The organism is Georgenia sp., from assembly GCF_054605595.1.
In genome coordinates, this window is the sequence record NZ_JBTSDU010000010.1 from 24,499 (window position 1) to 44,388 (window position 19,890).

18 protein-coding genes are annotated in these 19,890 nt (G+C 73.5%); 15 read left to right on the forward strand and 3 right to left on the reverse strand.

Annotated features, from left to right (window positions below; translation table 11 throughout):
- Positions 1-30 precede the first annotated feature (30 nt).
- The 8 genes from infB to ACYC1Z_RS02615 all read left to right on the forward strand — a co-directional run bounded on the left by infB (position 31) and on the right by ACYC1Z_RS02615 (position 10,439).
- On the forward strand, positions 31-2,922 hold the full coding sequence (infB, locus tag ACYC1Z_RS02580; RefSeq protein ID WP_461407995.1) for a translation initiation factor IF-2: 2,892 nt from the start codon (positions 31-33) through the stop codon (positions 2,920-2,922).
- Between the two features lie 91 nt (positions 2,923-3,013).
- Positions 3,014-3,559, forward strand: coding sequence for a 30S ribosome-binding factor RbfA (gene rbfA / locus ACYC1Z_RS02585; RefSeq protein WP_461407996.1), 546 nt, complete (start codon positions 3,014-3,016; stop codon positions 3,557-3,559).
- The gene (truB, locus tag ACYC1Z_RS02590) at positions 3,556-4,602 is read left to right on the forward strand and encodes a tRNA pseudouridine(55) synthase TruB (protein ID WP_461407997.1); all 1,047 of its coding nucleotides are present in this window, start codon (positions 3,556-3,558) and stop codon (positions 4,600-4,602) included. The genes rbfA and truB overlap by 4 nt, the downstream gene beginning before the upstream one ends.
- Positions 4,603-4,733: 131 nt before the next feature.
- Entirely contained in the window at positions 4,734-4,964 is a 231-nt protein-coding gene (locus tag ACYC1Z_RS02595) for a hypothetical protein (RefSeq protein ID WP_461407998.1), read from the forward strand.
- Between the two features lie 167 nt (positions 4,965-5,131).
- Positions 5,132-6,127, forward strand: a complete 996-nt coding sequence (locus ACYC1Z_RS02600) for a bifunctional riboflavin kinase/FAD synthetase (protein WP_461407999.1) — start codon at positions 5,132-5,134, stop codon at positions 6,125-6,127.
- Between the two features lie 125 nt (positions 6,128-6,252).
- On the forward strand, positions 6,253-6,522 hold the full coding sequence (rpsO, locus tag ACYC1Z_RS02605; RefSeq protein WP_461408000.1) for a 30S ribosomal protein S15: 270 nt from the start codon (positions 6,253-6,255) through the stop codon (positions 6,520-6,522).
- A gap of 198 nt (positions 6,523-6,720) precedes the next feature.
- Positions 6,721-9,057: a polyribonucleotide nucleotidyltransferase gene (locus ACYC1Z_RS02610; RefSeq protein ID WP_461408001.1), complete on the forward strand. Its 2,337-nt coding sequence runs from the start codon at positions 6,721-6,723 to the stop codon at positions 9,055-9,057.
- A 2-nt stretch (positions 9,058-9,059) separates the two neighbouring features.
- The gene (locus ACYC1Z_RS02615) at positions 9,060-10,439 is read left to right on the forward strand and encodes a M16 family metallopeptidase (RefSeq protein ID WP_461408002.1); all 1,380 of its coding nucleotides are present in this window, start codon (positions 9,060-9,062) and stop codon (positions 10,437-10,439) included.
- Between the two features lie 55 nt (positions 10,440-10,494).
- Here ACYC1Z_RS02615 and ACYC1Z_RS02620 read toward each other — a convergent pair whose 3' ends face one another.
- The gene (locus ACYC1Z_RS02620) at positions 10,495-10,623 is read right to left on the reverse strand and encodes a hypothetical protein (protein ID WP_461408003.1); all 129 of its coding nucleotides are present in this window, start codon (positions 10,621-10,623) and stop codon (positions 10,495-10,497) included.
- An 84-nt stretch (positions 10,624-10,707) separates the two neighbouring features.
- Between ACYC1Z_RS02620 and dapB the strand changes: the two genes are divergently transcribed.
- Entirely contained in the window at positions 10,708-11,472 is a 765-nt protein-coding gene (gene dapB, locus ACYC1Z_RS02625) for a 4-hydroxy-tetrahydrodipicolinate reductase (protein WP_461408004.1), read from the forward strand.
- Positions 11,473-11,475: 3 nt separating this feature from the next.
- On the opposite strand, the gene ACYC1Z_RS02630 is transcribed toward dapB, so the two are convergent.
- Entirely contained in the window at positions 11,476-12,192 is a 717-nt protein-coding gene (locus ACYC1Z_RS02630; protein ID WP_461408005.1) for a GNAT family N-acetyltransferase, read from the reverse strand.
- A 144-nt stretch (positions 12,193-12,336) separates the two neighbouring features.
- Between ACYC1Z_RS02630 and dapA the strand changes: the two genes are divergently transcribed.
- From dapA to ACYC1Z_RS02660, 6 genes are all read left to right on the forward strand, one after another.
- Positions 12,337-13,254 carry a 4-hydroxy-tetrahydrodipicolinate synthase gene (gene dapA / locus ACYC1Z_RS02635; protein ID WP_461408006.1) on the forward strand — a complete coding sequence of 306 codons (918 nt, stop codon included), beginning with the start codon at positions 12,337-12,339 and terminating at the stop codon, positions 13,252-13,254.
- A gap of 38 nt (positions 13,255-13,292) precedes the next feature.
- Positions 13,293-14,978 carry a ribonuclease J gene (locus ACYC1Z_RS02640; protein WP_461408007.1) on the forward strand — a complete coding sequence of 562 codons (1,686 nt, stop codon included), beginning with the start codon at positions 13,293-13,295 and terminating at the stop codon, positions 14,976-14,978.
- Between the two features lie 98 nt (positions 14,979-15,076).
- A complete protein-coding gene (locus ACYC1Z_RS02645; RefSeq protein ID WP_461408008.1) occupies positions 15,077-17,797 on the forward strand; it encodes an FtsK/SpoIIIE family DNA translocase in 2,721 nt (906 codons plus the stop codon).
- Positions 17,798-17,845: 48 nt separating this feature from the next.
- Complete coding sequence (gene pgsA / locus ACYC1Z_RS02650) at positions 17,846-18,475, forward strand: CDP-diacylglycerol--glycerol-3-phosphate 3-phosphatidyltransferase (protein WP_461408009.1); 630 nt, start codon at positions 17,846-17,848, stop codon at positions 18,473-18,475.
- Positions 18,472-18,966 (forward strand): CinA family protein, encoded by a 495-nt coding sequence (locus ACYC1Z_RS02655; RefSeq protein ID WP_461408010.1) that lies wholly within the window; start codon positions 18,472-18,474, stop codon positions 18,964-18,966. The genes pgsA and ACYC1Z_RS02655 overlap by 4 nt, the downstream gene beginning before the upstream one ends.
- A gap of 284 nt (positions 18,967-19,250) precedes the next feature.
- Positions 19,251-19,556, forward strand: a complete 306-nt coding sequence (locus ACYC1Z_RS02660; RefSeq protein WP_461408013.1) for a helix-turn-helix domain-containing protein — start codon at positions 19,251-19,253, stop codon at positions 19,554-19,556.
- Between the two features lie 60 nt (positions 19,557-19,616).
- On the opposite strand, the gene ACYC1Z_RS02665 is transcribed toward ACYC1Z_RS02660, so the two are convergent.
- A partial coding sequence (locus tag ACYC1Z_RS02665; RefSeq protein WP_461408011.1) for a hypothetical protein occupies positions 19,617-19,890 on the reverse strand: 274 nt, incomplete at its 5' end.

Below are 19,890 nucleotides of genomic sequence, written 5' to 3' on the forward strand. Positions count from 1 at the left end.
CTGTCCGGGATGGCCCGGAACAGGAGAGTTGTGGCAAAGGTCCGCGTCCACGAGCTTGCGAAAGAGCTCGGCGTCGATAGCAAGACGGTGCTCGCGAAGCTTCGCGAGCAGGGGGAGTTCGTGAAGTCGGCGTCGTCGACGATCGAGGCCCCGGTCATTCGCCGTCTGCGCGAGGCATTCCCCGCCGCCGAGGCAGCGGGGAGCGCCAAGAAGTCCGCCCCGGCGGCCAAGCCGGTCGGCAAGTCCGCCCCGAGTCCGGCCAAGGCGCCGGCACCCACCCCCGTCGCCGAGGCACCGGCAACCGCCGCGGCACCGGCCGCACCGGCCCCCGCCGCTCCGGCCGAGCCGGCGGCTCCTGCCGCCGCGGCCGTGGCGTCGACCCCGGCACCTGCCGCTGTGCCGGCACCGTCGACCCCGGCCCGCGAGGCACCGGCACCCTCGACCCCGGCCCCCGAGGCACCGGCCGGACCGGCCCGCCCCGCGACCGGTCCCAAGCCAGGTGCGCGTCCGGCGCCGGCGGCCGAGCCTCCGCGCACCGCGCGCCCCGCCGCGGGTGGTGAGGACACGCGTCAGCACCGGGCGGGTGGGTCCCGTCCCGGTAACAACCCCTTCGCGTCCTCCCAGGGCATGCCCCGCCAGGGCAGCCCCCGTCCAGGTGGTCCGCGTCCTGGTAACAACCCGTTCGCCCCGTCCCAGGGCATGCCCCGACCGGGCGGCACCGGTGGTCCCCGTCCGGGGACCGCAGCCCCGCGGCCCGGCGGTACGGGCGGCCCGCGCCCGGGGTCGGCGCGCCCCAACCCGGGCATGATGCCCGGTCACTCCACGGTGGGCCGTCCAGGTGCTCCCGCCCGGTCGGGCGGCCGCGGTCGCCCCGGCGGCGGCGGTGCCGGCGGTGCCGGCGGCGGTCGTCCCGGCGGCGGCGGTGGCGCACCGGGCGGTTTCGCCGGGCGCCCCGGCGGCGGTGGGGGCGCACGCGGTGGCCGCGGCGGCACGCAGGGTGCGTTCGGTCGCGCCGGTGGCCGCCCCGTGCGGGGGCGGAAGTCCAAGCGCGCGAAGCGGCAGGAGTTCGAGCAGCAGTCGGCGCCGTCGATCGGCGGCGTCCAGGTTCCCCGCGGGAACGGCAGCACCGTGGTCCGTATCCGCGCCGGAGCCTCGCTCGCGGACTTCGCCGACAAGATCGACGCGAACCCCGCCTCGCTGGTCACGGTCCTGTTCCACCTCGGCGAGATGGCCACGGCCACGCAGTCGCTGGACGAGGACACGTTCGGCGCCCTGGGTACCGAGCTCGGCTACCGCATCGAGATCGTCTCCCCCGAGGAGGAGGAGCGCGAGCTGCTCAGCGGCTTCGACATCGACCTCGCGGCCGAGGAGGCCGGTGAGACCGACGAGGACCTGGCACCCCGCCCGCCGGTGGTGACCGTCATGGGGCACGTCGACCATGGCAAGACCCGCCTGCTCGACGCCATCCGGTCCACGGACGTCCTCTCGGGCGAGGCCGGCGGCATCACCCAGCACATCGGTGCCTACCAGGTCTCCACCGAACACGAGGGTATCGAGCGTCCGATCACCTTCATCGACACCCCTGGCCACGAGGCGTTCACCGCCATGCGGGCCCGCGGGGCCGAGGTGACGGACATCGCGATCCTCGTGGTCGCCGCGGACGACGGCGTGATGCCGCAGACCGTGGAGGCGCTCAACCACGCCCAGGCGGCCGGCGTGCCGATCGTGGTGGCGGTCAACAAGATCGACAAGCCCGAGGCGAACCCGGCGAAGATCCGTCAGCAGCTCACCGAGTACAACCTGGTGGCCGAGGAGTACGGCGGCGACACGATGTTCGTGGACGTCTCCGCCAAGAACCGCATCGGCATCGACGAGCTCCTCGAGGCCGTCCTGCTCACCGCGGACGCCGCGCTCGACCTGCGGGCGAACCCCGACAAGGACGCGCGTGGCGTGGCCGTCGAGGCGAAGCTGGACAAGGGTCGCGGCGCCGTCGCAACCGTCCTGGTCGAGTCCGGCACCCTGCACGTGGGTGACTCGATCGTGGCCGGCACCGCTCACGGGCGCGTGCGTGCCATGTTCGACGAGCACGGGGACAACGTCCTGGCCGCCGGGCCCGCCCGACCGGTCCAGGTCCTCGGCCTGCAGTCCGTCCCGCGAGCCGGTGACACGTTCATCGTGGCGCCCGACGACCGCACCGCCCGACAGATCGCCGACAAGCGGTCCGCGGCCGACCGAGCCGCCACGCTGGCCAAGCGTCGCAAGCGCGTCAGCCTGGAGGACTTCGCCAAGGCCCTCGAGGAGGGCAAGGTCGAGAACCTCAACCTCATCATCAAGGGTGACGTCTCCGGTGCCGTCGAGGCGCTGGAGGACTCGTTGCTCAAGATCGACGTGGGCGACGAGGTCGCGCTGCGGATCATCCACCGCGGGGTGGGTGCCATCACGCAGAACGACGTCAACCTGGCGACGGTGGACCACGCCGTCATCATCGGCTTCAATGTGCGCCCCGCCGAGCGGGTCGCCGAGCTGGCCGACCGCGAGGGGGTGGACCTGAAGTTCTACTCGGTGATCTACGACGCCATCGACGAGGTGGAGGCCGCCCTCAAGGGCATGCTCAAGCCGGAGTTCGAGGAGGTTCAGCTCGGCACCGCCGAGGTTCGCCAGGTGTTCCGGTCCTCCAAGGTCGGCAACATCGCCGGATCGATCGTGCGGTCGGGTCTCATGCGCCGCAACGCCAGCGCGCGTCTGCTGCGCGGCGGTGTGGTGGTGGGCGACAAGCTCACGATCGAGTCCCTGCGTCGCGAGAAGGATGACGTCACCGAGGTCCGCGAGGGCTTCGAGTGCGGCATCGGCCTCGGCGCGAAGGACATCCAGGAAGGCGACATCATCGAGACGTTCGAGATGCGCGAGAAGCCGCGCGCCTGATCGTCACCCGGCCGCCCGCGGGCGGGGTCAGGCTTCGGCCCGGCCCCGCCCGTCGGTGGCCTCCCTCGTCCCAAGAACCAGGAGCACACCCATGGCCGACGCACCCCGCGCCCGCAAGCTCGCCGAGCGCATCCAGCAGATCGTCGCGCGCATGCTCGACACCCGCATCAAGGACCCCAGGCTGGGATTCGTCACCGTGACCGACGTCCGCGTCACCGGCGACCTCCAGAACGCCACCGTCTTCTACACGGTGCTCGGCTCCGACGAGGACCGGATCTCCTCCGCGGCCGCCCTCGCCTCTGCCAAGGGCCTCATCCGTTCGGAGGTCGGCAAGCAGGTCGGCATCCGCCTGACCCCCACGATCGACTTCATCCTCGACGCACTCCCGGAGACCGCGGCGAGCCTCGAGGACGCCCTGCGTGCGGCCGCGGCCCGGGACGCCGAGGTGGCCCGCCTGGCGGTGGGCGCCCAGCCCGCCGGGGACGCCGACCCGTACCGCCGCGACGACGAGGTCGACGAGCTCGACGAGGGCGCGGACGACCGCGGCGCCGAGCTCGAGGACGCGCTGGCCGACGCCGTCGATGACGACACCGAGGCCGTCGACGAGGACACCGACGGCGGTGCGGCGCGGCCGTGACCACCGGTGCCGCCCCGGACGGCCCCCGCCCCGACGGGGCCACGCCTGGCACGTCCAGGCACGGCGCCCCCCGGCCCGACGCCCCCCGGGGCCGGGTCACCGCGGCCGACGGTCTGCTCCTCGTCGACAAGGACCAGGGCTGGACCAGTCACGACGTCGTCGCGCGTACCCGGCGCCTGGCGGCGACGAAGAAGGTCGGGCACGCCGGCACGCTGGACCCCATGGCCACCGGCCTGCTCGTGCTCGGCATCGGCCGCGCCACCCGGCTGCTGACCTACCTCGTCGGCGCCGACAAGGAATACACCGCTACCGTCCGGCTCGGCCAGGGCACGCTCACCGACGACGCCGAGGGCGAGATCACCGCCCGTCCCGGCGCCGCCGACCTGCTGGACGCCGGCGGGGGAGTGGACATGGCCCGACTCGGGACCGCCCTCGCCCAGCTGCGCGGGACCGTCCGGCAGGTCCCCAGCGCGGTCTCGGCGATCAAGGTGGACGGCCGCCGCTCGTACGCCCGCGTGCGCGCCGGGGAGGACGTCGTCCTGCCCGCCCGGGAGGTCACCATCACGCGCCTCGAGCTGCTCGCGCCGCCCCGGGCGGCGGAGGTGGACGGGCTCCCCGTCCTCGACCTGGACGTCCTCGTGGAGTGCTCCTCGGGAACCTACGTGCGCGCGCTCGCCCGCGACCTCGGGGCCGCGCTCGGCACGGCCGGGCACCTGACCGCGCTGCGCCGGACCCGCGTGGGCCCCTTCACCGTCGACGTCGCCCGGACCCTGGCCCGGCTCGGCGACGAGGTCGCGGCCCAGGCCCACGACCCCGAGCCGACCGCCCTGGCCGTGACGGGGCTGACGGAGGCCGCGACCGCCTGTTTCCCGGTGCGCCCGCTCACCGCCGACGAGGCTCGCGCGGTCGCCGTCGGGAAGTTCCTGGACGCGACGGGAGGCGACGGGGTCGTCGCGGCCGTCGCGCCCGACGGCGAGGTGGTCGCGCTGCTGCAGGACCGGTCCGGGCGGGCCAGGCCCGTGCTCGTCCTCGCCCCGGCCTGAGCCGGACCCGGCCCGGCGGCGCCCGGTGGTCGCCGCCCGGGGCGGTCCGGCGACGTGGCCGTTCGTTGCGGACCGCGGGCGCGTCGTATCGTCAGGGGAAGGAAGATCCCGACGAGAGACGGAGCACCACGATGACTGCGAACGCATCCGAGCCCGGCACCTGCGCCTGCGGCGGCCACGGCGGGGGTCACGGGCACGGCGGGGGCCACGGGCACGCGGCGCCGGACGGCCCGCGCGATCTCACCGGAGGGCGGCCCGACCTCGGCCTGACCTCGGCCCGACCCGGGGAGGGCACCGACCCGGCGACCCTTGCCGAGCAGGGCCCGCGGCCGGGCGGCGGCTGCGCCTGCGGCCGCCACTGACCGAGACCCCGGCCCAGGGTGCGGGAACGCGACCGGGTCCGGCCACGACCCGGTTGCCGGACCCGAGGGGAACGCCTGCCCGGGTGCTCGACGCCCGCCCGCCCTTGGGTAGTGTCGAGCGCGCACATCGTGGCGGAAGGCCGTCACACGGACGAACCGGAGGACGCGTGCAGGTGTGGAACGGGATCGATGAGATCCCAGCGGACCTCGGCCGCACCGTGGCGACCCTCGGCATCTTCGACGGCGTGCACCGGGGCCACCAGATGGTCCTGGGCGCCACCGCCGCCGAGGCCGAGGACGCCGGGCTGACGTCCGTCGCCGTCACGTTCGACCCGCACCCCGCTACGGTGCACCGGCCCGAGCTCCCCTTCGACCTCATCACCTCCCTCACCGACCGCATCGAGCGCCTCGCCGCGACCGGCCTGGACGCGGTGCTGGTGCTGCGGTACTCGATGGACCTGGCGCGGAACTCGCCCGAGGAGTTCGTCCGCCGGTACCTGCTGGGGGCGCTCCACGCCTCCCTCGTCGTGGTGGGTGAGGACGTCCGCTTCGGCTGGCAGAACGCCGGCGACCGGCACACCATGGCGGCATTGGGGCACCAGCTCGGCTTCGCCGTGCGCATCGTCGAGGACATCTGCGCGGACAACGGTCGCCGCTGGTCCTCGACCTGGGTGCGGGAGATGCTCGCCACCGGGGACGTGGCCGGGGCCGCCGCCGTCCTCGGCCGCAGCCACCGCGTGCGCGGCGTCGTCGCCCACGGCTTCAAGCGCGGCCGCGCCCTGGGCTACCCCACCGCGAACCTGCGCGCCGACGACCTCGGCCTCGTCCCCGCGGACGGTGTCTACGCCGGCTGGCTCATCCGGCCCGAGCACGCCCCCGACGACGGCACGTCCAAACGGCTGCCCGCCGCGATCTCCGTCGGCACCAACCCGACGTTCGACGGCGTCGAGCGCACCGTGGAGGCGTACGTCCTGGGCCGCACGGACCTCGACCTGTACGGCGAGGAGGTCGTCGTCGAGCTCGTCCAGCACCTGCGGCCGATGATCGGCTTCGACGGCATCCCCGCCCTGCTCGATCAGATGGCCGACGACGTCGCCCGCTCCGCGCAGCTCCTCGGCGTGCCGGCCCCGGCGCGCCCGGCCTACGTGCCCCCCGTCGGCTGAGGGCCTGTTCGCGCGGCATCCTGCGCTCCTGGTAGGCTGACCGTTGCCGTCAAGCCGGCCACGGATGTGTCATGCCCGGGTGAACCAGCCCCGGTGCTCCGTGCAACGAACCCACAAGGAGAACCATGGCCCTCGCTGCTGACGTGAAGCAGTCCATCATCAAGGAATACGCCACCCACGAGGGTGACACCGGTTCCCCCGAGGTCCAGGTCGCGATGCTGAGCCAGCGCATCAAGGACCTCACCGAGCACTTCAAGACCCACAAGCACGATCACCACTCCCGTCGTGGCCTGATGCTCCTGATCGGTCAGCGCAAGCGCCTGCTGACGTACCTCCAGCAGGAGGACATCGAGCGCTACCGCAGCCTGATCACGCGTCTCGGCCTGCGTCGCTGATCCACCGGTCGGGCCGGCACCGACCGTGCACGTCCCGACGGGGGCGTGCGAACCCGTTAGAACACACCTCGCCCGCACCGTGCCAGCGGTCCGGTCCTCGGTAGTGGTTCCCGGAACGCGCCGACGGCGTGATGTCCGTGGGCCTCGATCGATGACCGACGTGTCTGGAGTGCGGCAGAACACGAAGGAGGGCGCCCCATGGAGGGACCCGAGATCACGTCCGCCGAAGCCGTCATCGACAACGGCAAGTTCGGCACCCGCACCGTCCGCTTCGAGACCGGTCGGCTCGCACGCCAGGCCGCCGGCTCCGCCGTCGCCTACCTCGACGAGGAGACGATGGTGCTCTCGGCCACCACGGTCGGCAAGCACCCCAAGGAGCAGTTCGACTTCTTCCCCCTGACGGTCGACGTCGAGGAGCGCCAGTACGCCGCGGGCAAGATCCCCGGCTCGTTCTTCCGCCGCGAGGGCCGCCCCTCGACCGAGGCGATCCTGGCCTGCCGCCTGATCGACCGCCCGCTGCGTCCGACGTTCGCCAAGGGCCTGCGCAACGAGGTCCAGGTCGTCGAGACCGTCCTCGCGATCCACCCGGACGACACCTACGACGTCCTGGCCATCAACGCCGCGTCGCTGTCCACCCAGATCTCCGGCCTGCCCTTCTCCGGCCCGATCGGTGGCACCCGGATCGCCCTGATCGACGACCAGTGGGTCGCGTTCCCGCGCTACAGCGAGCTCGAGAAGGCCGTCTTCTCCATGGTCGTGGCCGGCCGCATCGCCGGCGACGACGTCGCGATCATGATGGTCGAGGCCGAGGCCACCGACAACGCCTGGACGCTCATCAAGGAGCACGGCGCCACCGCGCCCACCGAGGAGGTCGTGGCCCAGGGCCTCGAGGCCGCCAAGCCCTTCATCAAGGCGCTGTGCGAGGCCCAGAGCCGGCTCGCCGCGGAGACCGCCAAGCCCGTCGCGGAGTTCCCCCGCTTCCTCGACTACGAGGGCGACGCCTACGAGGCCGTCGAGGCCCACGTGCGCGCGGACCTGACCGGCGCCATCGTCATCGCCGACAAGCTCGAGCGCGAGGCGCGCCTCGACGAGATCCGCGCGGGCGCACTCGCCACGCTCGGCGAGCGCTTCGTCGGCCGCGAGAAGGAGCTCTCCGCCGCCTACCGGTCCGCCACCAAGGCGGCCGTGCGAAAGCGCGTCCTGACCGAGGGCGTCCGCATGGACGGCCGTGGCCTCAAGGACATCCGGACCCTCTCCGCCGAGGTCGAGGTCCTGCCCCGCGTGCACGGCTCGGCGCTGTTCGAGCGCGGCGAGACCCAGATCATGGGCGTGACCACGCTGAACATGCTCCGCATGGAGCAGCAGCTCGACACCCTCAGCCCGGCGACGCGCAAGCGCTACATGCACAACTACAACTTCCCGCCGTACTCGACCGGTGAGACGGGCCGGGTGGGCTCGCCCAAGCGACGCGAGATCGGCCACGGCGCGCTGGCCGAGCGGGCGCTCCTGCCCGTGCTGCCCACGCGCACGGAGTTCCCCTACGCGATCCGTCAGGTCTCCGAAGCCCTCAGCTCCAACGGCTCCACGTCGATGGGCTCCGTCTGCGCCTCGACCCTGTCCCTGCTGAACGCGGGCGTGCCGCTGCGCGCCCCCGTCGCCGGCATCGCCATGGGCCTGATGTCCGACACCGTGGACGGTGAGGTCCGCTACGCGGCGCTCACCGACATCCTCGGCGCCGAGGACGCCTTCGGCGACATGGACTTCAAGGTCGCCGGTACCCGCGAGTTCGTCACGGCGATCCAGCTCGACACCAAGCTCGACGGCATCCCCGCCTCCGTGCTGGCCGGCGCGCTGACGCAGGCCCGTGATGCCCGCATGTACATCCTCGACGTGATGAACGAGGCCATCGACACCCCGGACGAGATGGCCCCGACCGCACCGCGCGTCATCACCGTCAAGGTCCCCGTGGACAAGATCGGCGAGGTCATCGGGCCGAAGGGCAAGATGATCAACCAGATCCAGGAGGACACGGGCGCCGACATCTCGATCGAGGACGACGGCACGGTGTACATCGGCGCGATCGACGGCCCCTCCGCCGAGGCGGCGCGCCAGGCGGTCAACGCGATCGCCAACCCGACGATGCCGGAGATCGGTGAGCGGTTCGTCGGCACGGTCGTCAAGACGACCACCTTCGGTGCCTTCGTCTCGCTCAGCCCCGGCAAGGACGGGCTGCTGCACATCTCGCAGATCCGTCGTCTCGTGGGTGGCAAGCGGGTCGACAACGTCGAGGACGTCATCAACGTCGGCGACAAGGTCCAGGTCGAGCTCGCCGAGATCGACCCGCGCGGCAAGCTGTCCCTGCACGCCGTCGTCGAGGACGAGGAGGGCGGCGACGCCACCGACGGTGCCGAGACCGCTGAGCCGGCGGAGTCCGGCGACGGCGAGCGGGCCCCCCGCCGCGACGGCGGGCGCCGCCGCGAGCGGACCCGTCACCGTGGCGGCGAGGACGCGGCCGGGTCGGGCGACGACGCCTGAGGATGCCGCAGCCGCTCGACCTCGCTCCCGCCGGTAGACCCGGCACGGAGGTCCGCCTCGGGCAGGACGGCAGCGTCATCCGGCGCTCCGTCCTGCCCGGCGGGATCCGGGTCCTGACCGAGAACATGCCCGGCCAGCGGTCCACGGCCGTCGGGGCCTGGGTCGCCGTCGGCTCGCGCGACGAGACCGACGGCCACCACGGGTCCACGCACTTCCTCGAGCACCTGCTCTTCAAGGGCACCGCACGGCGCTCCGCGCTGGACATCGCGGAGGCCTTCGACGCCGTCGGCGGCGAGGCCAACGCGGCGACCGGCAAGGAGCACACCTGCTACTACGCGCGGGTGCTCGACGCCGACCTGCCGATGGCGGTCGACGTCATCACCGACATGATCACCTCCGCGACCCTGGACGCCGCCGAGCTCGAGACCGAGCGTGGCGTGATCCTCGAAGAGCTCGCCATGAACGGTGACGACCCGACGGACGTCGCCCACGAGCGCTTCGCCACCGCCGTGCTGGGGCAGCACCCGCTCGGGCGTCCCATCGGTGGCACCCCGGAGACCATCCGAGCCGTCCCGCGCGAGGCCGTCCTCGAGCACTACCGGCGCACCTACGTCCCCGCCGAGCTGGTGGTCACCGCCGCGGGCAGCGTCGAGCACGACGTGCTCTGCGCGCAGGTCCTGTCCGCCGTGCGTGCGGCGGGCTGGGAGCTGGACGACGGCGCCGCCCCCGCCCCGCGCCGGACCGGCACCGCCGGGCCCGGCTCCGGGACGGCGACGATCCCCACGACCGGCAGCGCGGTGACCGTGAACCGCCCCACCGAGCAGGCGAACGTGCTGCTCGGCGGCCCCGGCATCCTGGTCGGGGACGAGCGGCGCTTCGTGCTGTCCGTCCTGACCACGGTGCTCGGCGGTGGCATGAGCTCGCGCCTGTTCCAGGAGATCCGGGAGCGGCGGGGACTGGCCTACACGACCTATGCCTTCGCCTCCTCCTACGCCGAGGCAGGCACCTTCGGGCTGTACGCGGGCTGCGCGCCCGGCAACGTCGCCCAGGTCACCGAGCTCCTCGCGGCGGAGTGGGCCCGGCTCGCCACCGACGGCATCTCCGCCGAGGAGCTCGAGCGCGGCATCGGCCAGCTGCGCGGCAACCTCGTCCTGGGGCTGGAGGACAACGGTTCGCGGATGTCGCGGCTCGGGCGCGCCGAGATCGTGTACGGCGAGCTGACGAGCATCGACGAGATGATCGAGCGGATCAGCGTCGTCACCACCGGGCAGGTCCGCGACCTGGCCGTCGAGCTGGCGGCCGCGCCACGGTCCGTGGTGGTCGTCGGCCCGTTCGAGAACGACGTCGCCGCAACGCTGCTCGCGGGCATACCCGCACCCTGACGCCGCGCGCTTCGCCGTCGGTGAGGTTGCGTGGCCCGTCAGGCCGCGTTCGCAGTCAGGCGTACACGACCGGCAGGACGCGCAGGAGCCAGTCGGCCACCGCCTGCCGGACGGCCGGGAGGTCCTTCTCGAGCGCGTGGCCGCCGGGCACCGCCACGACCGTGCGGTCGGGTGCCGGTACCATCCCCGGGAGGCCGTGAGAGTCCTCGACGGCGTCCGTGGCCGGCCGGAGCCGCGGGCGCCGTCGTCCATCGCCTACGCTTTCCGTGTGACCTCCCCCCTCTCGGTAGCGGTGATCGGCGCCCGTGGGCGCATGGGTGCGACGGTGTGCGACGCCGTGGACGGTGCGCCGGACCTCGAGCTCGTCGCCCGCCTCGACGTGGGCGACGACGTCGCCGCCCTCGCCGGGGCCGTTCAGGTGGCTGTCGACTTCACCGTGCCCGCCGTCACCGAGGGGAACGTCCATGCCCTGATCGACGCCGGCGTGCACGCCGTCGTCGGTACCACCGGGTGGACCGCGGAGTCGCTCGGCCGTGTCCGCGACCACCTCGCCGAGGCCGACGCCGGCCGCGAGCGGCGGCTCGGCGTCCTGATCGCCCCGAACTTCGCACTCTCCGCCGTGCTGGCGATGCGCTTCGCCCAGCAGGCCGCCAGGTTCTTCGAGTCGGTCGAGGTGGTCGAGCTGCACCACCCCGACAAGGTCGACGCCCCCTCGGGCACCGCCATGACCACTGCGCGCCACATCGCCGAGGCGCGGGCGGCGGCCGGGCTCGGGCCGATGCCCGACGCCACCACGACGCAGGTGGACGGGGCGCGCGGCGCCGTCGTCGACGGCGTGCACGTGCATGCCGTGCGGCTGCGCGGCCTCGTCGCGCACGAGGAGATCCTGCTCGGCAACCCCGGGGAGCAGCTGACGATCCGCACCGACTCCTTCGACCGGTCCAGCTTCATGCCCGGGGTGCTGCTCGCGGCTCGGCAGGTCGGTGCCCACCCGGGCCTGACGTTCGGCCTGGGCGAGCTGCTCGACCTGTGAGGCTCAGAGTTCGGCGTACCAGCAGCTCTCGGTGACGGGCGTGCCGCCCACGTCGAGCGTGCGGCGCAGCCCCGCCGGGGCGAAGCCGGCCTGGTCGAGGAACCGCGTGCGCGCATCGTCGCCCTGCACCGCCCACGTCTGCACACGCCGGGCGCCCTGCTCGCGCAACAGGTCGGCGCACGCCGCCAGCAGCCGGGAGCCGTGGCCGCGCCGGCCGTACTCCGCCGGTACCTCGAGCGCCAGGATCTCCGCGACGGCGCCCGCGCCCCCAGGCTCCGCGGTCGCGGCGCCGGCACCCGCCTGGCCCGGCTCCACCGGCACGGCGGCCTCGCCCGGCTCCACCGGCACGGCGACCTCGGCCGGGGCGTAGGCGGCGAAGCCCACGATCACCCGCCCCGCGAGCGCGGTGAGCACCCGGTGCCGCGGCGTCGGCGGCGCGGTGATGGCAGCGGCCCACGACTCCCCGAGCGCCCGCGCATCGATGAGGCCCGCCACCTCGGGGGCGAGCTCCTTCCCGGTGCCCGCGGCGAGCGTGGCGCGCAGGGTGCGGGCATGGATGTTCCCCAGGAGGCGGGCGTCGTCCGCCGTCGCCGGGCGCACCGAGTAGTCCGCGGTCGGGCGCAGCGGGTCGTTGTGGGCGTGGCCCGCGTGCGGGTCGGGGTCGGTGCCGCCGAGCAGGCTGCCGAGCAGGTCGTCCGAGGGATCGCCGGGAGTGGTCACCGCGCCAGGCTAACCGCCGAGGAGGTGGGCGGCTGCCGACGGGGCCAGGGTGCGTCCTGGGCCCGGCCCGGGCAGCCGGCACGTCCCGGCACCACCATGTGGGAGGGGCTCGGCGCCGGGGACGTACGGCGCTACGGTTCGCCTATGGCGCACTCCGACATCGCGGCCCGCACCCCGTCGAGGACCTTCGGGTCCGTCTCCACGGCGATGGTGACACCCTTCCACGAGGACGGCTCGATCGACATCGACTCCGCGGTGCGGGTGGCGGTCAAGCTCGTCGACGACGGCTGCGACGCCCTCGTGCTCAGCGGCACCACGGGGGAGTCCCCGACGACGCACCAGGCCGAGAAGGACGACCTCGTGCGCGCCGTCGTCGACGCGGTGGGGGACCGGGCCATGATCGTCGGCGGCGCCGGTTCCAACGACACCGCGCACGCCGTCCGCATCGCGCAGGGCGCCCAGCGCTCCGGCGCGCAGGGCGTGCTCGTGGTCTCCCCGTACTACAACCGACCCTCCCAGGAGGGTGTGTACCAGCACATCAAGGCCGTGGCCGACGCCGTCGACCTGCCGGTGCTCCTCTACGACATCCCCGGCCGCACCGGCGTCGCCATCGGCGACGACACGCTCGACCGCCTCGCCCAGCACCCGCGGGTCCTGGGCGTCAAGGACGCGACCGGGGACGTCCCGGCCGGGTTCGAACGGATGGCGCGCACCGGGTTGGAGTTCTACTCCGGCGACGACGCCCTCAACTTCGACTGGCTCGCCCACGGTGCGTCCGGCGTCGTCTCCGTGGTCGGCCACGTCGCAGCAGGCGCCTACGCCACGATGGTGCGCGCCGTCGACTCCGGTGACCTGCCCGGCGCACGCGACGTCGCCGCCCGGATGCGCCCGATCGTCGCCGCCCTCATGGGCGGCGGGCAGGGTGCGGTGATGTCCAAGCACGCCCTCGTGCTCCAGGGCGTCATCCCCACGGCGACCGTCCGGCTGCCCCTCGTGGCGGCGTCCCCCGCCGAGGTCGACGAGCTCGCCCGGGTGCTGCGCGAGCACGCGCTGCTCGGCTGAGTGCGGCAGGTGCGGCCCACGCCTGGCAAGATGGGTCCGTGAGCCATCCCCATCCTGAGCTGTCCACGCCCGGTCCGATCCAGCAGGGAGGACTGAGGATCGTCCCCCTCGGCGGCCTCGGCGAGGTTGGGCGGAACATGACCGTCTTCGAGCACGCCGGCAAGCTGCTCATCGTCGACTGCGGCGTGCTCTTCCCCGAGGACAACCAGCCCGGCGTGGACCTCATCCTGCCGGACTTCGACTACATCGCCGACCGCCTCGACGACGTCGTCGCCATCGTCCTGACCCACGGGCACGAGGACCACATCGGCGGCGTCCCGTACCTGCTGCGCCAGCGCGGGGACATCCCGCTGATCGGCTCGCAACTCACCCTGGCCTTCATCGAGGCCAAGCTCCGCGAGCACCGGATCACCCCCGTCACGCTCACCGTCGCCGCGGGCCAGGTGGAGCAGCTCGGGCCGTTCGGCCTGGAGTTCGTCGCCGTCAACCACTCCATCCCGGACGCCCTCGCCGTCATGATCCGCACCGATGCCGGCAACGTCCTGCACACCGGCGACTTCAAGATGGACCAGCTGCCGCTGGACGGGCGCGTGACCGACCTGCGTGCCTTCGCCCGCTTCGGCGAGGAGGGGGTCGATCTCTTCATGGTCGACTCCACCAACGCCGAGGTCCCCGGCTTCACCGCGCACGAGCGCAACATCGGCCCGGTGCTCGACTCCGTCTTCGCGCAGGCGCAGGGGCAGATCGTCGTCGCGTCCTTCGCCTCGCACGTGCACCGGGTCCAGCAGGTGCTCGACGCCGCCGCCCTGCACGAGCGCAAGGTCGCCCTGGTCGGGCGCTCGATGGTGCGCAACATGACCATCGCCGCCGACCTCGGCTACCTCAAGGTGCCGCCGAACACGCTCATCGACGTCAAGAAGATCGACGACTACGCGCCGTCCGACACGGTCCTGATGGCCACGGGCTCGCAGGGGGAGCCGATGGCCGCGCTCAGCCGCATCGCCAACCGGGACCACCGCGTCGCCGTGGGCCCCGGGGACACGGTGATCTTCGCCAGCTCCCTCATCCCGGGCAACGAGAACTCCGTGTTCCGGGTCATCAACGGTCTCATGCGCCTCGGCGCGAAGGTCGTCCACCAGGGCAACGCGAAGGTGCACGTCTCCGGGCACGCCAGCGCCGGCGAGCTGCTGTACTGCTACAACATCGTCCGGCCCAAGAACGTCATGCCCGTGCACGGCGAGATCCGGCACCTGGTGGCCAACGGGGCGCTCGCGGTGGCCACCGGCGTGGCCCCGGAGCGGGTCGTCCTCGCCGAGGACGGCGTCGTCGTGGACCTGGTCGCCGGCAGGGCGCGCATCGCCGGCGCCGTGCCCTGCGGCTACGTGTACGTCGACGGCTCCAGCGTCGGGGAGATCACCGACGCCGAGCTCAAGGACCGCCGCATCCTCGGCGAGGAGGGCTTCATCTCGATCTTCGCCGTCGTCGACACGGCCACCGGGAAGGTCCTCACCGGCCCGCACATCCAGGCCCGCGGCATGGCCGAGGACGACGCCGTCTTCGACAGCATCCTGCCCGACGTCACGCAGGCGCTGAACGAGGTGGTCGGCCGCGGGAACGCGGACGTGCCCCAGATGCAGCAGGCCATGCGCCGCGTCGTCGGCCGGTGGACGGCCAAGCGGCTGCGCCGCAGCCCGATGATCATCCCCACCGTCGTCGAGGCCTGAGCGCGGACCGTCGAGGCCGCGCACGGGCGAGTGCCGCTCGTCACCCCGGCGCGGCGGGGGTGCCCGGGCGGCGCGGCGGCGCTAGTTTGGGGCGCAACATGGCTACCCGTACGACATCCTCCGGACGGTCGGCCTCGACGGCACGTGGATCCTCTGCGCGCGGCTCGCGCGGCGGCAAGGCCCCCCGTGGCGCCGGGCGCCCGGCGAAGCCGGCGCGCCCGAGGCGCGGCCCGCTCCCGGTGCGGATGGTCCGCGGCATCTGGATGGGAGGAGCACACGTGGTGGCAGGCACGGCCCGCAGCGTCGGGTCCGGCGCGCGGGACCTCGACCCGGCGCTGCGTCGCGACGGGCTCGCGTTCCTGCTCCTCGGGCTGGCGATCGTCATCGCGCTGCGCGAGTGGTTCGGCCTGTCCGGCGTCGCGGGTGACGTCATCCACCACGTCGCCGCGGGCGTGGTCGGCGTGCTCGGCGTGCTCGTGCCCGTCGCCCTCACCGCCCTGGCCGTCCGCCTCATGCGGCACCCGGAACGTGCCCGGGCCAGCGCCCGCGTCACGATCGGCCTGGGTGCCGTCACCACCGCCGTCGCCGGCCTGATCCACCTCGGTGCCGACCTGCCGAGCCCCACCGCCGACTTCGCCGCCGTCGAGTCCGCCGGCGGGCTGCTCGGCTGGCTCGCGGGTACGCCGCTCACCACGCTGCTCTCGGCCTGGGGCGCCGTCCCCGTGCTCGTGCTCCTCGCCGCCTTCGGCCTCCTCGTCGCCACCGCCACCCCGGTGGCCGCCGTCCCGGGGCGGCTGCGTACCGCCGGGTCGTGGCTGCTCGGCCACGGGCACCGGGACGCGACGGAGACGGCGGCGGACGAGCTCGTCGCAGCCGACGGCACCGCCCGCCCCCCCGCTCCTCGCCGCCGCAAGCAGCGCGCGAGCACGGCGCCCGAGATCGACCCCGGTGCGTATCACGCCGACGAGGCGTTCGCGCAGCCCCACGACCTCGAGCCGGCGGACGGGGACGACGCCGCGACCCGGGGGCTCGCGGGAGCCAAGGGTGCCCGGCGTCGACGTCGGGGCGGCGACGCCCCCACCGCACCGACCGCCGCCGGCCCGGACGACGCCGAGGGGGAGCTCGTCGCCCCGCCCACGCAGGCCCTGCCCGCCCGGGCCGAGCAGCTCGAGCTGGCGCCCGACGTCGTGTACACCCTGCCCGCCGACGACGCCCTCACCAAGGGCGCCCCCCACAAGGTCCGCTCCGCCGCGAACGACCGCGTGGTCGAGGCCCTGACCAAGGTGCTCACCGAGTTCGCCGTCGACGCCCACGTCACCGGCTTCTCCCGCGGCCCGACCGTCACCCGCTACGAGCTCGAGCTCGGCCCCGGCGTCAAGGTCGAGCGCATCACGGCCCTGAGCAAGAACATCGCCTACGTGGTCGCCAGCGCCGACGTGCGCATCCTGTCCCCGATCCCCGGCAAGTCCGCCATCGGCGTCGAGATCCCCAACGCCGACCGGGAGACCGTCGCCCTCGGGGACGTCCTGCGCTCCTCCGTCGCACGGCGCAGCGAGCACCCGCTCGTCGTCGGCGTGGGCAAGGACGTCGAGGGTGGCTACGTCGTCGCCAACCTCGCCAAGATGCCGCACCTGCTCGTCGCCGGTGCCACGGGAGCCGGCAAGTCCAGCTTCGTGAACTCGTTGATCACCTCGATCATGATGCGCTCCACGCCGGAGGAGGTGCGCATGGTGCTGGTGGACCCCAAGCGGGTCGAGCTCACCATCTACGAGGGCATCCCGCACCTGATCACCCCGATCATCACCAGCCCCAAGAAGGCCGCCGAGGCGCTGGACTGGGTCGTGCGCGAGATGGACGCCCGCTACGACGACCTCTCGCAGTTCGGGTTCAAGCACGTGGACGACTTCAACGCCGCGGTCCGCGCCGGCAAGGTGCAGCCCCCCGCGGGCTCCGAGCGAAAGATCGCGCCCTACCCGTACCTGTTGGTCATCGTGGACGAGCTCGCCGACCTCATGATGGTCGCCCCGCGCGACGTCGAGGCCTCGATCCAGCGCATCACCCAGCTCGCCCGCGCGGCCGGCATCCACCTGGTGCTCGCCACCCAGCGGCCCTCCGTGGACGTGGTCACCGGCATCATCAAGGCCAACATCCCCTCCCGGCTGGCGTTCGCGACATCGTCGTTGGCCGACTCGCGGGTGGTGCTGGACCAGCCCGGTGCCGAGAAGCTCATCGGCCAGGGCGACGCCCTGTTCCTGCCGATGGGCACCGCGAAGCCGATGCGCGTGCAGGGCGCGTGGGTCACCGAGTCCGAGATGCACGCCGTCGTCGACCACGTCAAGTCCCAGCTCAAGCCGAGCTACCGCGAGGACGTCATCGTCCCCGTGGTCAAGAAGCAGGTCGACGAGGACATCGGCGACGACCTCGACCTGCTGCTGCAGGCCGCCGAGCTCGTGGTCACCACGCAGTTCGGCTCCACCTCGATGCTCCAGCGCAAGCTGCGGGTCGGCTTCGCCAAGGCCGGTCGGCTCATGGACCTGCTCGAGTCCCGCGAGATCGTCGGCCCCTCGGAGGGGTCGAAGGCACGCGACGTCCTGGTCCAGCCCGACGACCTCCCGGCCACGCTCGCCATGCTGCGCGGCGAGGACCCGCCCGGCGGCGACGGCGCGGCGCCGTACGACGTGGCGGTGGACGCGGTCGACGGCGGGCACACCGACCCGTACGCCGACGGCATCGAGGGGCACGCCCCCGCCGTCGCGGAACCCTGGGACGACCAGGACGACGCGGGTGACGACGACGCCTGGTCGCTCACCGGCCGCTGACGGCGGCGTCGGGCGCCCGCACCGGTGCCGTGACACTAAGGTGAGCGGGTGACGAACGACCCGGCTGCACCGCACCAGGACCCGACCCAGGCACCCGCCCCGGTCCCGCTCTGGAACATCGCGAACATCCTGACGATGCTCCGCATCGTCATGGTGCCGGTCTTCGCGGTCATCTTCCTCCAAGGCACGACGGCGACCCGGATCGCGGCGACGGTCGTCTTCCTCCTCGCCGCCGCCACCGACAAGCTGGACGGCTCGATCGCCCGCGCCCGGGGGCTCGTCACCGACTTCGGCAAGCTCGCCGACCCCATCGCGGACAAGGCACTCGTCATCACCGCGATCGTCCTGCTCTCCGTCGAGGGCCTGCTGCCGTGGTGGGTGACGGTCGTCATCATCGTCCGCGAGCTCGCGATCACGGTGCTGCGTGACTACCTCAAGCGCCGCGGCTACGTCATGGCCGCGAGCCGGGGCGGCAAGCTCAAGACGAGCCTGCAGATCGTCTTCATCGGCCTCCTGCTCGTCCCGTGGCCCGACCTGGTCTCGAGCGGCATCGCCGACGCCGTCGCCCTCGTCGCGTGGGTGATCGTGCTGATCGCCGTCGCGGTCACGGTCCTGACCGGTCTCGACTATCTCGGCACGGCGGTCAGGATCTCCCGGGCGGGTACCACCGGGGAATGAACGCCGCCGACCCGGTCACCCGGGTGGTCGACGCGCTCGCCCGCCGGGGCGCCACGCTCGCCGTCGCCGAGTCCCTCACCGGGGGGCAGGTCTGCGCCACCCTGGTGGCCGTGCCCGGCGTCTCGGCGGTGCTGCGCGGCGGCGTCGTCGCGTACGCGAGCGACCTCAAGGCCGAGCTCCTCGGGGTGGACCCCGCGCTCCTCGCCGCCCGCGGGCCGGTGCACCCCGACGTCGCCCGCCAGATGGCGCGCGGCGCCGCGGCCCGCCTGGGGGCCACCCACGCGATCGCGACGACCGGGGTGGCCGGGCCCGGCCCCGCCGACGGTCACCCCGCCGGCACCGTGCACGTGGCCGCCCACGGCCCCGGCGCCGAGCGCGTGCGCTCGCTCGTGCTCGCCGGGCCCCGGACAGCGGTGCGTGCGGCGGCCGCCGCCGCGGTGCTCGCCCTCCTCGGTGGCCTGCTCGCGGACGAGGACGGCGCCGGGGCGTGAGCACGGGTGCGGTGCGCGGCCGCGGGCGTGGTTCGACCCAAGCGCGCCGGGGAACAACGGGCCACCCGGAACCGTTGGACACGTTGATGACTAGCAGCAGATATCAGTACCGGGCGGGTAAGCGTGCTACCGTCCAGGCCCTGCGCGGACCCGAGGGACGCCCCGACGGCCGCGCGGGGAGGCGCCCCGCCCAGACGGCGGGGCGCGGTAGCAAGGCCCCTGCCCAGACGGCGGGGTACGGTAGCAAGACACAGCCCATCCGGGCCGGGGAGGAGGGCAGCACCGTGATCCTGCTTCGTCGCGAGATCGGAGACGTGCTCCGAGACGCCCGCCAGCGCCAGGGCCGCACGCTGCGCGAGGTCTCCTCCGCCGCACGCGTCTCGCTCGGCTACCTCAGCGAGGTCGAACGCGGGCAGAAGGAGGCATCCTCCGAGTTGCTCGCGTCCATCTGCGAGGCTCTCAACGTCCCGTTGAGCTTCGTGCTCCGCGCCGTCTCCGACCGCGTGGCCGTCACCGAGGGCGTGCACGTGCCCGACACGGTGCCCGAGGAGTTGCTGCGCCGCGAGAGCGTCCTGACGCCCGTCGGCTGACCAGTGCACGAGAATGCTTCACGGCGAGGCCCGGACCATCAGGTCCGGGCCTCGCCGCCGTCAGGTCCTCGCCCTGCCGTCAGGTCCTCGCCCCGGCGCCACGCGTGGGCGCAGACCTTGCGGCGTGGGTCCGAAACCCGCCGCGTCGAGGGCCGCCCGCAGCGGACCGTCTGCATCGAGTGCGGGTGCCCCGTCGATGCGCCGGAGCGTGAGCGGCCCCAGGGCGCCGCGTGCGGCGACCCGCGCGAGGGCGGCCGTCGCCGCCGTCAGCGTGACCGCGTCCCGGGTGAAGGAGAGCAGGGTGCGGCCGCCCCGCTCCACGTAGAGGACGGCG

Bases quoted from the DNA above. Each gene is read 5' to 3' on its own strand.
- rbfA (WP_461407996.1), top strand. From the start codon at position 3,014: ATGGCCGACGCACCCCGCGCCCGCAAGCTCGCCGAGCGCATCCAGCAG.
- ACYC1Z_RS02595 (WP_461407998.1), top strand. From the start codon at position 4,734: ATGACTGCGAACGCATCCGAGCCCGGCACCTGCGCCTGCGGCGGCCAC.
- rpsO (WP_461408000.1), top strand. From the start codon at position 6,253: ATGGCCCTCGCTGCTGACGTGAAGCAGTCCATCATCAAGGAATACGCC.
- ACYC1Z_RS02610 (WP_461408001.1), top strand. From the start codon at position 6,721: ATGGAGGGACCCGAGATCACGTCCGCCGAAGCCGTCATCGACAACGGC.
- ACYC1Z_RS02615 (WP_461408002.1), top strand. From the start codon at position 9,060: ATGCCGCAGCCGCTCGACCTCGCTCCCGCCGGTAGACCCGGCACGGAG.
- ACYC1Z_RS02620 (WP_461408003.1), bottom strand. From the start codon at position 10,623: ATGGTACCGGCACCCGACCGCACGGTCGTGGCGGTGCCCGGCGGCCAC.
- dapA (WP_461408006.1), top strand. From the start codon at position 12,337: ATGGCGCACTCCGACATCGCGGCCCGCACCCCGTCGAGGACCTTCGGG.
- ACYC1Z_RS02645 (WP_461408008.1), top strand. From the start codon at position 15,077: ATGGCTACCCGTACGACATCCTCCGGACGGTCGGCCTCGACGGCACGT.
- ACYC1Z_RS02655 (WP_461408010.1), top strand. From the start codon at position 18,472: ATGAACGCCGCCGACCCGGTCACCCGGGTGGTCGACGCGCTCGCCCGC.